General features: G+C 72.0%; 12 protein-coding genes and 1 tRNA gene. 8 read left to right on the forward strand and 5 right to left on the reverse strand.

The window, feature by feature from the left end:
- The first annotated feature begins 34 nt into the window (after window positions 1-34).
- The 7 genes from lanKC (at window position 35) to rfbB (ending at window position 8,951) form a co-directional block, all read left to right on the forward strand.
- Window positions 35-2,611 (forward strand): class III lanthionine synthetase LanKC, encoded by a 2,577-nt coding sequence (gene lanKC / locus GTW67_RS31785; protein ID WP_161168201.1) that lies wholly within the window; start codon window positions 35-37, stop codon window positions 2,609-2,611.
- 80 nt (window positions 2,612-2,691) lie between these two features.
- A complete protein-coding gene (locus tag GTW67_RS31790; protein ID WP_161168202.1) occupies window positions 2,692-3,990 on the forward strand; it encodes a YcaO-like family protein in 1,299 nt (432 codons plus the stop codon).
- Between the two features lie 56 nt (window positions 3,991-4,046).
- The gene (locus tag GTW67_RS31795; protein ID WP_161168203.1) at window positions 4,047-4,709 is read left to right on the forward strand and encodes a GOLPH3/VPS74 family protein; all 663 of its coding nucleotides are present in this window, start codon (window positions 4,047-4,049) and stop codon (window positions 4,707-4,709) included.
- 250 nt (window positions 4,710-4,959) lie between these two features.
- A complete protein-coding gene (locus GTW67_RS31800; protein ID WP_161168204.1) occupies window positions 4,960-5,586 on the forward strand; it encodes a helix-turn-helix transcriptional regulator in 627 nt (208 codons plus the stop codon).
- 226 nt (window positions 5,587-5,812) lie between these two features.
- Window positions 5,813-6,880, forward strand: a complete 1,068-nt coding sequence (locus tag GTW67_RS31805; RefSeq protein ID WP_161168205.1) for a glycosyltransferase family 2 protein — start codon at window positions 5,813-5,815, stop codon at window positions 6,878-6,880.
- Window positions 6,877-7,944 (forward strand): glucose-1-phosphate thymidylyltransferase, encoded by a 1,068-nt coding sequence (locus tag GTW67_RS31810; RefSeq protein ID WP_161168206.1) that lies wholly within the window; start codon window positions 6,877-6,879, stop codon window positions 7,942-7,944. The genes GTW67_RS31805 and GTW67_RS31810 overlap by 4 nt, the downstream gene beginning before the upstream one ends.
- A gap of 47 nt (window positions 7,945-7,991) precedes the next feature.
- Window positions 7,992-8,951: a dTDP-glucose 4,6-dehydratase gene (gene rfbB / locus GTW67_RS31815; RefSeq protein ID WP_161168207.1), complete on the forward strand. Its 960-nt coding sequence runs from the start codon at window positions 7,992-7,994 to the stop codon at window positions 8,949-8,951.
- Window positions 8,952-9,582: 631 nt separating this feature from the next.
- Here rfbB and GTW67_RS31820 read toward each other — a convergent pair.
- The 5 genes from GTW67_RS31820 to GTW67_RS31840 form a co-directional block, all read right to left on the reverse strand.
- Window positions 9,583-10,416 (reverse strand): PIG-L family deacetylase, encoded by an 834-nt coding sequence (locus GTW67_RS31820; RefSeq protein ID WP_161168208.1) that lies wholly within the window; start codon window positions 10,414-10,416, stop codon window positions 9,583-9,585.
- A 176-nt stretch (window positions 10,417-10,592) separates the two neighbouring features.
- On the reverse strand, window positions 10,593-10,724 hold the full coding sequence (locus GTW67_RS38250) for a hypothetical protein (protein ID WP_272920549.1): 132 nt from the start codon (window positions 10,722-10,724) through the stop codon (window positions 10,593-10,595).
- Window positions 10,725-10,962: 238 nt separating this feature from the next.
- Window positions 10,963-11,036, reverse strand: a tRNA-Pro gene (locus tag GTW67_RS31830).
- 67 nt (window positions 11,037-11,103) lie between these two features.
- Window positions 11,104-11,853 carry a Pr6Pr family membrane protein gene (locus GTW67_RS31835; protein ID WP_161168210.1) on the reverse strand — a complete coding sequence of 250 codons (750 nt, stop codon included), beginning with the start codon at window positions 11,851-11,853 and terminating at the stop codon, window positions 11,104-11,106.
- Window positions 11,854-11,907: 54 nt separating this feature from the next.
- On the reverse strand, window positions 11,908-12,843 hold the full coding sequence (locus tag GTW67_RS31840; RefSeq protein WP_161168211.1) for a metallophosphoesterase: 936 nt from the start codon (window positions 12,841-12,843) through the stop codon (window positions 11,908-11,910).
- Window positions 12,844-12,952: 109 nt separating this feature from the next.
- On the opposite strand from GTW67_RS31840, the gene GTW67_RS31845 reads away from it, so the two are divergent.
- A complete protein-coding gene (locus tag GTW67_RS31845; RefSeq protein WP_161168212.1) occupies window positions 12,953-13,417 on the forward strand; it encodes a GatB/YqeY domain-containing protein in 465 nt (154 codons plus the stop codon).
- Window positions 13,418-13,450 lie beyond the last annotated feature (33 nt).

The following is a 13,450-nucleotide window of genomic DNA, read 5'->3' on the forward strand; positions in this document are numbered from 1 at the left end:
CACCGGACCAAGGGAACAGGACCTCATCGGCATCATGGACATCATCCGGCATCTGCACTTCTGCCCGCCCGGCACGCCGTTCTTCGACCTGCCGGCCCGGTCGGCCGCGGCCGAGGACGACTTCCCCCTCGTCCGCGACGAGCTGCCCGAGGGCTGGGGCCGCGCGCCGGGCAGCGAGTGGGTGGTGCTGTCCCCGCCCGGCGTGACGCTGCCGCGGCAGGGCTGGAAGATCCATGTATCGGCGACCCTGGAGAACGCCGGCCACATCCTCGACGTGGTGGCGAAGTACTGCGTGACCGAGCGGGTGATGTTCAAGTTCATCCGCAGCCGGGACCTGCTCCAACGGCGCAACAGCAAGTACGGCGACCGCAGCGGCAGCGGCAAGTTCGTCACGGTCTACCCGCTCGACGACCAGCACTTCGAGCGGATCCTCCGCGAGCTCGGCGACCTGCTGGACGGCGAGCCCGGGCCGTACATCCTCAGCGACCTCCGATGGCGCTCCGGGCCGCTCTACGTCCGCTACGGGGGCTTCGTCCTACAGGCGGTGCGGACCGAGTCCGGTGAGCTGGTCCACTGCATCGAGGACCCCGACGGCCGGCTGGTCCCCGACCGGCGGGGACCCGGGTTCCGGCCGCCCGAGTGGGTGACCCCGCCCGCCTGTCTGGCCGAGGCGATCGCCGCCCGCAACGCGGGCACGCTCCGGGACTTCCCGTACCGGGTCACCAAGGCGGTGCACTTCTCCAACGGCGGTGGCGTGTACCGGGGCACGGACACCCGGGACGGCTCCGAGGTCCTGCTGCGCGAGGCCCGCCCGCACGCCGGCCTCGACGCGGACGGGCGCGACGCCGTCGCCCGCCACGAACAGGAGCACTGGGCGCTGCGCCGGCTCACCGGGCTGCCCTGCATCCCCCGGCTGATCGACTACCGCAAGGGCCACGAGCACTACTTCCTGGTCCGGGAGTACGTGGAGGGGACGGCGCTCTCCAAGGAACTCGTCCGCCGCAACCCGCTGCTGAAGGCCGTCCGTTCCCCGGAGGCCGTCGCCGAGTACACGACCTGGGCGCTGGACGTGCTCGACCAGATCGAGCAGGGCATCGACGCCATGCACGACCGTGGTGTCGTCTTCGCCGATCTGCACCCGGGCAACATCCTCGTCCGGCCCGACGGCCGGGTCGTCTTCATCGACTTCGAGACGGCCGGCACGCCGGACGTCACCGTCGCGCAGACCATGGGCGCGGTGGGGTTCATCGCCCCGGCCGGTCACACCGGCTTCGCCATCGACCGCTACGCGCTGGGCTGCCTGCGGCTCGCGCTGTTCGCCCCGCAGGTGGCCGTGCTGCCCTGGGGGACGGAGAAGGCGGACCAGCTCATCGACGTCATCACCGCGTACTACCCGGTGCCGGAGGACTTCGCGGAGCGCGTCCGCCGCGACCTGGGACCGTCGCCCCGCCCGTCGGGCACCGAGGGCAGTGGCGGTGACGGCGAACGGCGCACGGAACCGGCGTGGGACGCACCCGGCCCGGCCGGCCGGCCCGCGCTGCTGCGGTCCCTCGCGGACGGCCTGCTCGCCACCGCCCAGCCGGGCCGCGACGACCGGCTCTTCCCGGGCGACGCCGAACAGTTCTTCACGCCGGAGGGCGGACTCGACCTCGCCCACGGCGCCGCCGGAGTGCTCTGGGCCCTCGGCGAGGCCGGAGCGCAGGTACCCGAGGAGCATCTCGACTGGCTCGCCGGCAAGGCGCACGCCCTCGAGGACCCGCGGCCCGGCCTCTACGACGGACTGAGCGGGATCGCGTACGCCCTGGACCGCCTCGGCCGCACCGCCGCCGCCCGCGAACTCCTCGCCCGGCTGGTCGAGGCCCCCCTCCAGGGCACCGACCACAGCCTCCGCGGCGGCCTCGCCGGCGTCGGACTGACCCTGTTGCACTTCGCCGCGTCCACGGACGACCGCGGCCTGCTGGACCGGGCGGCCGGGATCGCCGGGCGTCTCGTGGACGGCACCCCGCAGCCCTCCGAAGGCCGGGGGAGCGGCGGCTCGGGAGCGGGGCTGCTGCGAGGGGAGTCGGGCAGTGCCCTGTTCCTGCTGCGCCTGTACGAACGGACCGGGGACACCGCCCTGCTGGACCACGCCGAGGCGGCGCTGCGCCGCGACCTCGCCGGCTTCGGCTGGACACCGGGGGAGCCGTTCGCGGACGGCACCACGGGACGACTGCCGCTGATCGCGTCCGGCAGCGGCGGTACGGGCATGGTGCTGCACGACCTCCTCACGCACCGCCCGGACCCCGAGCTGATCCAAGCGCGTGACGCGGTCCTCGCGGCGACGGAGCTGCCGTTCGTCGCGCAGGCGGGCCTGCTGAACGGGAGGGCGGGCGTCATCATGGCGCGCGTGCACCTGACGGACGGACCGGAGCATGCCGCCGGCCCCGATCCCGTGCAGCACCGGCACGTCGCGGGGCTCGCCCTGGGCGCCGTCCGGCACCAGGGAGGCCCCGCCTTCCTCGGCCAGGAGTCCCTGCGTATCTCCTCCGACCTGGCGACCGGCACCGCCGGCGTGCTCCTCGCCCTGGGCGCCGCGTGGAGCGACCACCGCTGCCGGCTGCCGTTCCTCTGACCGTCCCTCCAGGGCGCTCCCGGCCGGGACGCCCTCCTCTCCCGTACGCCCGCTCGTCGCCTCCCGGCAGGAACCTTTTGATGATCGACTTCGTGGCCACCCTCGACCCCGGCAACGGACTGGCGGAGAAGTCCGGGATGCTTCCCCCCGCGCCACCGGCCGACCCGCTGTGGAAGGCCCTCATCAGACTCTCCTGCGGCGCCGACCGGGCCGAGAACGCGGCGCAGGCGCTGTCGCCACGGGTCGTCGGCGCGTACGGGCACTCGCGCATGGACGCCCTGGTGCGCGGAGCGGGTGAGGCGGTGGAGCGGTACGCGCTCTTCCCGCAGCCGGAGCCGCTCCCCGGTGCCGTCCGGTCCGCCCCGAGCGGCCTCGGCGCCCGCGCGCTGGCCTTCGCCGGCCCCGGTGTCGCCCTCGGCGACGCGCGGGTCACCGACCGGCCCCTGACGTGGTATCCGGCACGGCGCCTGCGGGACGGCGCGGAGATCCTGGTGCCCGCGGGACTGGTCGACTACCCCGCGCCCGCCGAGGAGGCGGAGGGCTTCGATCCGGGCCCCTCGGGGGCGGCGTCCGGGCAGGGGTACGACATGGCGCTGCGTTCGGCCCTGCTGGAGACGGTCGAACGGGACGCGCTCCTCGTCGCCTGGGAACGCCGGCTGCGCCCGAGGCGCGTCGACGTGGGCGCCGTCGACGCCGACCGGGTGCGCAAGGGCAAGGAGAACGCGCACTGGCGGACCTTGCTGAAGCTGTGGGGCTCGGCCCGGGAGGCCGGGCTCGTACCGGTCCTCGCGGATCTTCCGACCGGCGTGCCCGGCGTGGTCTGCACCGTGGGGGTGGTCATCGACGAGACGGGCCCGCAGCCACTGGCGACCGTCGGCTGCAATGCCACGGACCAGGTCGGCTGGAGCATGCTGGGGGCGCTCCAGGAAGCGCTCCAGATACGCTCGGCGGTGGTGAACCAACGTGAGAGCCACGGCTACGGCGAAGCCCCGGCGGAGATCAGGGACGACGACGACCGGCTGCGGTACGTGGCGTCCCGGCAGTGTTTCGACCTCGTCGGCGAATGGGTCGCCGGCTTCGGAGAGGCACGGGCCCCCCGCACGGCGCGGCCGGTGACGACCTCCGGCCTCCTGGAGGGACTGCTCGACGACGGTGCCGACCCGCTCGCCGTCGATCTGACCGGCCGGCTTCCGGCAGCCCTGCGGGAGATGGGCTGGGCCGCGGTCAAGGTCGTCCCGGTCGGATACCAGCAGCTGCGGATGGCGGAGTCCCCCGGCTTCAGCTGGAACACGGAGCGGCTGCGGACGGCCGAGGCCAGGACGGGTCTGGCCGCCGCACCGGGGACGGAGACCCGCGGCCGTCCCCACCCCCTGCCGTGAGCAGGCACGTTTCACCGACCGAGTTTCGCGGATCAGCAGAAGGAGAGACCCCACTCATGGAGACCACACTCGGCGAGCAGATCATGCTCCTGTCGCTCGACGACACCACCGGCGCCCCCCAGCTGCAGTCGCAGTCCGAATTCATGATCTCCAGCGCGTCCGTGCTGGAACTGGCACTCGCGGACCGCGTGCGCATCGAGGACGACCGACTCGTCGTCACCGACCCCACCCCGCCGGGCGTCCCGGCCCTGGACACCGCGCTCGCGCGGATCGCCGCGGCGGACGAACCCAAGGACGTCCAGGCGTGGATCTTCGAGCTGCGCGAGGAAGCGGTCGACGGCGCGCGGCAGGGTCTGCTCGACAAGGGCGTCATCCGCGAGGAACGGACCCGGCGCTGGGGGATCTTCCCCACGAGCCGCTACCCGGAGGCCGACGCATCGGTCGAGGCCGTGGTGCGCCAGAGGCTCGAGTCGGTGGTCCTGGAGGGTGAGGAGCCCGACGCGCGCACGGCCGCGCTGGTGGTGCTGCTGCACACCGGCGGGCTGCGGGACCTCGTGTTCGCCGGCGCCGACACGACCGCCGTCGACGAGCGCATGGCGGAACTGGCCGAGGGGCACTGGGCCGAGCCGGCGATGAAGCAGCTGATCGACTCGGTGTACGTGGCGCTGACGACCACCGCGGCGTCCACCACGATCACCATGATCAACGCGGGCAGCTGAGGGCCTGCCGGGTGAATCGGGCGTGAGCGGAGGCGGCATGGGAGGCGGCATGGGAGGAGGCGTGGGAGGCGGCGTGGGAGGCGGTGACCTCAGTTCTTCCTCAAGTCGTTTGCTCTGCCGTCACTTTCCGTTGAAGGAGTAATGAGCTCGTGTTAACTTCCCCACGAATGATCAAAGTTGTGCGGGGGATGTGACCGACTTTGACCAGTTGGGGTCTTCCTCCGCGCTGCGACCATAGTTCGGGGGAAGTATGGAACGAATCCTTCTCGGCATCAGCACCCCGTCCCAGCGGCGCCGTATGACCGAGGCACTGACCGGCCTCGGGTGGCTCGTCTCGGGGAAGGACGACGGACACGCGTCGGTGAAACCCGTGACACCGGCCGACGTCGCCATCGTCGAGAGCGCCACGGTGGACGCGGATCCGTCGCTGGCCGAGTGGGGCAGGCGGGTCATCGTCCTGGTCGACGGCGGGAGCGACGCGTTCTGGAAGTCGTCCCTCCATGCCCGGGTGGCCGGGATCGTCGACCGCGACGACCCCGACCACGGCTACGTCAGCGCCGTACGCGAGGTGCTGAACGGACGCGGCTGGATCTCGCCCGAACTCGTTCCCGCGCTGCTGTCCGGCCGGGCCGGCCAGGCCCGGCGGACGGAGCTGCCCACCGCCGAGATCACCCAACTCACCGGCCGGGAACGGACGGTGGCTGTGCTCGTCGCCGAGGGCCTGTCCAACTCGGAGATCGCCGAGCGACTGACCATAGAGCGCAGCACGGTCAAGTTCCACGTGTCGAACGTCCTGCGCAAACTGGGCTGCCGGGACCGTGCCCAGGTCGCCGTCCTGTGGCACTCGCAGGCGCTGCCGGTCCATTTCGCGGCCTGACGGCTCACCCGGCCCGACCGTTCCCCCGCCCCGGGGCGGGGGACGACTCGACCTCCGGCGGGCGCGCCCGCGCACCGGCCGGGGCTAACTTTGCGACAAGCGCCGCAGCGCCGGATCCGTGCGCCGGCGGGCCCGTCCGTGGCCGTTCGCAGCAGAGAATCGACGGGCGCGGGCACCGGTGCGATGGCAAAGAAATCCCGGTCCCACGACGCGGAGAGTTGCACAGATGGAGCATGCCCCCAAGCCCCGCGTGTCGGTGATCTGCCCGACGTACAACCGGTCCCGGCCGATCCTGGACACCCTCGCCTCGGTGACCGCCCAGACGGTCACCGACTGGGAGATGCTGGTGGTGTCCGACGGCAGCACCGACGACACCGACGACTGGGTCCGCCACAGCACCCGCACCGATCCACGGATCAGACTGCTGCGCACCGAACGCCACGGCCACCCCAGCGGTCCCAGGAACATCGCACTGGCCGAGGCGCGGGGTGAGGTCGTCGCCTATCTCGACCACGACGACCAGTGGCGGGCCGACCACCTGGAGGTCGTGCTGTCCCTGACGGACCGCGGGGCCGACATCGTCGCCACGGGCTTCGAACTGCGCGACCCCGCGGGAGCGCTCACCGCGGCCTCGCAGCCGTACGAGATGTGCTGGCACCCGGAGTTCCAGGTGCTCGGGGTGGTCTTCGAACCGTCGCGCGTGGCGCACCGGCGCGGTCTCGCGGAGCGAGCCGGCGGCTGGCGCACCGGGGCGGGCCTGGAGGACTGGGACCTGTGGCTGCGGATGACCGACGCCGGGGCACGCTTCACCACGGTGGCCGACCGCACGACGGTACTGCTCGACGACACCGGCACACGCCGGCACCGGATACCGGCCCGGCACCGGCTGCCCTTGGCAGTCTTCGACGACCCGCGCGCCGCGCGCGCGATGCTGGAACTCCTGCGCTCCGGGCGCGACGACGCCGCCCACCGGGCCGCGCAGCTCGCGGACAGCGAGGAGTGGCTCGCCCGGCTGGTGGCGGACGAGTACTTCGTCAGGCCCGTGGGCTGGGACGGCGACCCGGCGGCGGACATCGCGCGGGCCAGACGGTCCGCGCAGGAACTCTGGCCGGACCTTCTGGTCCTCAGGCAGCACGACCGCTACGCCCTGGCCCAGCCCCTGCGCTGCGCCACCGCGGAGCACGCGGAGCGCGTCACGTCCTTGGTGCGGCGGACCCAGCCGAGACTGTTCACCCTCCTCGACGCGGTCGCGGCGGAGTGCGCCGGAACCCTCGCGGGGGCGGGACGGCGATGAAGGCACTCGTTCTGGCCGGCGGCACCGGCACACGGCTGCGCCCCATCACCCACACCGCCGCCAAGCAGCTCGTCCCCGTCGCCAACAAGCCGGTCCTCTTCTACGGCATCGAGTCGATCGTCGCCGCGGGCATCACCGAGATCGGTGTCGTCGTCGGCGGCACGGCCGACGAGATACGGGCCGCGCTGGGTGACGGCTCGGCCTTCGGGGCCCGGGTCACGTACCTGCCGCAGGAAGCACCCCTCGGGCTGGCACACGCCGTGCTCGTCGCCCGGGACTGGCTCGCCGACGACGACTTCGTCATGTACCTCGGCGACAATTTCGTCGTCGGCGGGATCACCGACGTGGTGGAGGAGTTCCGCAGGGAGCGGCCCGACGCCGGCATCCTGCTCACCAAGGTCGCGGACCCGTCGGTGTTCGGGGTCGCCGAACTCGGCCCGGACGGCTCCGTGGTGCGGCTGGAGGAGAAGCCCCCGGCGCCCCGGAGCGACCTGGCGCTGGTCGGCGTCTACCTCTTCACCCCCGCCGTGCACGAGGCCGTCGCCGCCTGTGTGCCCTCGGCGCGCGGCGAGCTGGAGATCACCGACGCCGTCCAGTGGCTGGTCGACTCCGGCCACGAGGTCCGCGCCACGACCATCACCGGTTACTGGAAGGACACCGGCAACGCCGACGACATGCTGGAGGTCAACCGCATCGTGCTGGAGAGCGTGGAGCCGGGCGTCGAGGGACAGGTGGACGAGGCCAGCGAGATCGTGGGCCGGGTCAGGATCGGGCCCGGAGCCCGGATCGTGCGGTCCCGCATCGTCGGCCCCACCGTCATCGGCGCCGGCACCGTCGTCACCGACTCCCACATCGGGGCCTTCACCTCCATCGCCGACGGCTGCCGGATCAGCGGCAGCGAGGTGGAGTTCTCCATCGTGCTGCAGGGATCGCGGATCGAGGACGCCGGCCGGGTCGAGGGCTCGCTCATCGGCCGCTCCGTCCACGTCTCCGGCGCGGTCCGGGCACCACGCGCACACCGCTTCGTCCTCGGCGACCACAGCCGTATCCGGATCGCTTTCTGAGCCCGCTTCCCGGGACACCCACGACACGAGAGACCGCGACACCCGCCATGAGAACCCTTGTCACCGGAGGGGCCGGCTTCATCGGCTCCCACTTCGTACGGACCCTGCTGTCCGACCCCGCGACCGAGGCGGTCACCGTCCTGGACGCGCTGACCTACGCGGGCAACCCGGCCAACCTCGCGCCCGTGGCGGACGACCCCCGGCTGCGCTTCGTCCACGGGGACATCCTCGACGCCGAACGCGTGGCCGGCCTGATGGCCGAGCACGACGCGGTGGTACATCTGGCCGCCGAATCGCACGTCGACCGCTCGATCGCCGACGGCGCCGACTTCGGCTCGACCAACATGCTGGGCACCCAGGTCCTGCTGGAAGCCGCGGTCCGCACCGGCCTCGGCACCTTCGTCCACGTCTCCACGGACGAGGTCTACGGCTCCATCCCCGTCGGCTCCTGGACCGAGGACCACCCCCTCGCCCCCAACTCCCCCTACTCCGCGGCCAAGTCGGGATCGGACCTACTCGCCCTGGCCTATCACCGCACCCACGGCCTGGACGTCCGCGTCACGCGCTGCTCGAACAACTACGGGCCGTACCAGTACCCCGAAAAAATCATCCCGCTCTTCATCACCAGCCTGCTCGACGGCCGCCAGGTGCCGCTGTACGGCGACGGCGGACAGATCCGTGACTGGCTGCACGTCGAGGACCACTGCCACGCTCTCCGGCTCGTCCTGGAGGGCGGCCGCCCGGGCGAGGTCTACAACATCGGCGGCGGTACCGAGCTCACCAACAAGCAGCTCACCGAGCGCCTCCTGGACGCCTGCGGCCGGGACTGGGACAGCGTCGTCCACGTCGAGGACCGCAAGGGCCACGACGCCCGCTACTCCGTCGACTGGACCAAGATCCGCACCGAACTGGGCTACGAGCCCCGGCACCCCTTCGACGAGGGCCTGGCCGCCACGGTGGCCTGGTACCGGGAGAACCCCTCGTGGTGGAAGTCCTCCCGGAGATGACCTGCCGGATCACCCCCGACGGGCGGGAGCGGGCGCTCCCGGAGGCCGCTGTTGACTCCCTCGGTGACGAAGGAGACAGGAGATCGATGCCGCACAGGGCCGCGAGTTCTTCGGCCACGGAAGTGAGCGGCCCCCGCAGCTCGTCCAGGCCCGCACGCATGTCGGTGGAGAGTTCCCAGCGCCTTTCGTGCTCGACGGGGCTGACGTCCGGCGGTCGAGCGGCCTCGTGTTCCCGCAGATCGAAGGCGGCGGCTCGTTCCAGCGGGCTGGGGCGGGCACCGACCGAGACGGCGGGCGAGCCTACGGAGGACCGCGTCGTCGCAAGCCGGTCCGGAACCTGAGTCCGGGCTTGCGGCGATCCGTGACGGCGACCAGTGTCTTTGCCGCAGCCTTGTCCTCGAGGAGCCATCGCAGGACCCGAAGGTACGGCTCGCGATCCAGCGATCCGGGTGCGCAGACGACGCCCGGAGCCTCGAGCGGAGGGGCCGGTGGGTGGAGCGCGTCGGCAAGTGGCTCGATCGCCTTCAGAGGACGGGCGGAGGCTTCGCGGGCTCAGCCCGGATCCGCCGGGCTGATTCCGCGCTCGCTGGTACCTGCTGAGCTTTCCAGGGCTCCGGTCCGGGTGAGCGGATCAGCGCAGTCCGGCGAAGAGATCGTTCTCGGGTACGGCCGCGCCGGTGGAGTCCCGGACACGGAGGAAGGTCTCCATGCCCATCAGCTCACCGAACCGCTCCTTGCCCATCCGGAGGAAGAAGATGTTCTCGCCCTGGCTGGCGTGCGCGGCCAGCGCGTCGAACTTCTGGCCGCTGAACGCGGTGGTGTCCACCCAGGTGGTGATCTCGTCGTCGGGGAGACCGATCTCGGCCATCGCGGCGGCCTCGGCGGGATCCGGCTCCGGCATGTCCGGATGGAACTCGCGCATGATCTCGCCGAACCGCTGCATCCCCGAGCGGGGCATCGTGGTCCAGTACACCTTCGGTGCCAGATCGGTCATCTCCAGCGCCGCCATCGTGATGCGGTGGGCCTGGATGTGGTCGGGATGGCCGTAGAAGCCGTTCTCGTCGTAGGTGACGACCACATCAGGTCGGTAGTGCCGCATGAGTTCCGCGAGCCGGGCCGCGCCTTCCTCCACGGGGGTCTGCCAGAAGGACCCGGGGGCGTCGTTGCTCGGCCAGCCCATCATCCCGGAGTCGGCATAGTCCAGCATCTCCAGATCGCTGACCTTGAGGACGTCACAGCTCGCCTCAAGTTCTTGCCGGCGCATCGACGCGACAGCCGCCGCATCGTGCCCGGGATCGCCCGGCTTGACGCCCCCGGGTCCGTCACCGCAACCGCCGTCGGTACACGTCACGAGAACCGTACGGATGCCCTCCGCCGCGTACCGCGCGAGGACCCCTCCGGTCCCGGTGGCCTCGTCGTCGGGGTGGGCGTGCACCGCCATGAGCGTCAAGGGCCGGTCAGTCATCAAGCAGTCCTCCTGCAGAAAGCCGTCATGGTCCGGGTGCACGGCGGTCGCACCGCGCTCCCGGGGCCCGGACCCTGCCGGGCCGGACGACCTCACGGTCCCCGAGTCCCACCCGCGCATCACCGGTCCCTCGACCGATCCAACGGCGGGGGCCGACCCCCCTGTTCCCGAACGCGTCATCTTCGGCGGCCGGCCCGCCGCAGGACGAGCCGGGCTATCAACTGGCCGCCGATCGAAGTCAGCGTCAGCGTCAGCGCGAACGACAGCGAGTCGTCCCACGACTTGCCCCGCACCCCATGCCAGAACACGGCTGCAAGCCCGGCCACGGCAAGCGAGTAAGCCCCCAACACCAGCCACCACGTCACCCGACGCCGACGCCACGAAGGCGTTCCCTCATCCCCCGACCGCTGACACCCCGTCATACCGATCGCCTACCCCATGAGGGGAAGGACCCACGTATTCCAGATCCGCGTCATCACCGACCCGTCCTGCCCCGAGCACGACAGAGGCCAGGCACTGAATCCAGTACCTGGCCTCTGACCTATGTCGGGGTGGCGGGATTTGAACCCACGACCTCTTCGTCCCGAACGAAGCGCGCTACCAAGCTGCGCCACACCCCGATTGTCGCTGCTCGTCGCGGCGACGTCGTTTACTTTAGCCCACCCGCGCCCGGACACGAAATCGGGTTTACCAGCGGCGGCGCAGGGGGTCGGGGCGGATGTGGTCCAGGGCGACGAGGAGGGCGGACAGGGCGTAGACGGCGAGGCCGAGGAGGAGGGCGTTGCCCAGGACGCCCTTGTAGCCGTGCTGGTCGACGTCGAGGAAGGGGTAGAGGTAGCGGCCCTCGGTGCCGGGGAGGAGCAGCTCGCCGCGGGCCAGGGAGAAGCCCAGGTAGGCCAGGGGGTAGAGGAGCCACGTCACGGTCTGGCGCAGGTGCAGGCGGCCGGGGCCGGTGAGCAGGAGCCAGTCCAGGGCCGCGGCGGCCGGTGTGACCGTGCACATGAGCTGGACGGCGACGGCGTGCCACCCCGTGCCGCCGGCGCCGGCCACGGCGAACGGGCTGTCCGCGTTGGCCAGGAGCAGGTGGTGCACCAGGCCGGCGACGGCGGCGTAGAGCAGGGCCGCGCCGGTCAGGGCGCCGGACAGGGGGCGTCCGGCGGACCAGGCGCGGCGGGCCGAGGCGAGCGTGACCAGGGCCAGCAGGACGCTGCTCTGGACGGTGAAGTAGCTCAGGGCGCGGAGGGCCGGGCCGCCGAGGGTCAGCTCTAGCGCCGCGCCGGTCAGGGCCAGCAGCGCGGTGAGGACGCGGAAGCCGGCGGTCAGCGGGCGCCGGACCGGGGTCAGGACCGCGCTCGCCGGGACCGGGGAGGGCAGGAGCCTGGGCGGGCGCGGCACCGCGGGCAGGTCCGGGATTTCCCTGGGTATCGGAGCTGTCATGACCTCACGCTAGGGAGGCCGGACATATCGGACCATATGGGTGGGCCGAGTGGGTTACCCCCGCTGCTCGCAGCCCACCAGCGTCAGCAGCGTCGCCTCCGGCGGGCAGGCGAAGCGGACGGGGGTGTAGCGGTTGGTGCCGCAGCCCGCCGACACGTGGAGGTAGGCCGTACGGCCCTCCGCCGTGTGCGTGGACAGGCCCTTCACGCGGTCCGTGTCCAGGTCGCAGTTGGTGACCAGCGCGCCGTAGAAGGGGATGCACAGCTGGCCGCCGTGGGTGTGGCCGGCGAGGAGCAGGGGGTAGCCGTCCGCCGTGAAGGAGTCGAGGACGCGCAGGTAGGGCGCGTGCACCACGCCCATCGAGAAGTCCGCCGCGCCCGACGGGCCGCCCGCCACCTCCGCGTACCGGTCCCGCTTGATGTGCGGGTCGTCGAGGCCGGTCAGCTCGACCGACACCCCCTCGACCTTCAGCGTGCCGCGCGTGTTCGTGAGGTTCTGCCAGCCCGCGGTGTCGAAGCCGTCCCGCAGGTCCTCCCACGGGTTGTGGACGGCGCCGACGGCGGGTGCGTTGCCGTTGAGGCCGTGGCGGCCCTGGACCTTCTCGATCAGGTACCGGGCGGGGTTGCGGAGCTTGGGGCCGTAGTAGTCGTTGGAGCCGAAGACGTACGCGCCCGGGAACTCCATCAGGGGGCCCAGCGCGTCCAGCACCTCCGGGACGCCCTCCGGGTCGGACAGGTTGTCGCCGGTGTTGATCACGAAGTCGGGGCGCAGTCCGGCCAGCGAGCGCAGCCAGCGCTGCTTCTTGCGCTGGCCGCCGACCATGTGGATGTCGGAGACCTGGAGCACGCGCAGCGGGCGCATCCCGGAGGGCAGGACGGGAACGGTCACCCGTCGCAGGCGGAAGGAGCGGGCCTCGAAGCCCGCCGCGTAGGCCAGACCGGCGGCGCCGACCGCCGTGATTCCCAGGGGTACTCCGTATCGCGCGCGCATACGTCCATCGTGTCAGAAGCGGTGGCCGGAGCCGACCGCGCGGGCACCCGTCGCGGGCTCACTTAAATCAGCGGGCGTCCTTCCCGCCACACCTGCGACAATCGCACCCATGACCACGCTCAAGTCGAAGCTGCACGACGACCTCAACGCCGCGATCAAGGAGCGGGACGAGCTGCGCTCCTCGACGCTCCGGCTGACGCTCGCCGCGATCACCAAGGAGGAGGTCGCGGGGAAGGAGAAGCGGGAGCTCTCCGACGACGAGGTGCAGAAGGTGATCACCCGCGAGGCGAAGAAGCGCCGCGAGGCCGCCGACGCCTTCGCCCAGGGCGGCCGCCCCGAGCAGGCCGAGCGGGAGAAGGCGGAGGGCGAGGTGCTCGCCGCGTACCTGCCCAAGCAGCTCTCCGACGACGAGCTGAACGCGATCGTCGCCCAGGCCGTCGAGGAGGCCAAGGCGGCCGGCGCCGAGGGGCCGCGGGCCATGGGCGCCGTCATGAAGATCGTGAACCCGAAGGTGGCCGGGCAGGCCGAGGGCGGCCGGGTGGCCGCCGCGGTCAAGAGGCTGCTCGCCGGCTGACCGTACCCGCTCGCGCCGACGGCCCCCTTCCCG

It is taken from the genome of Streptomyces sp. SID5910 (genome assembly GCF_009862125.1).
Classification (GTDB): domain Bacteria; phylum Actinomycetota; class Actinomycetes; order Streptomycetales; family Streptomycetaceae; genus Streptomyces.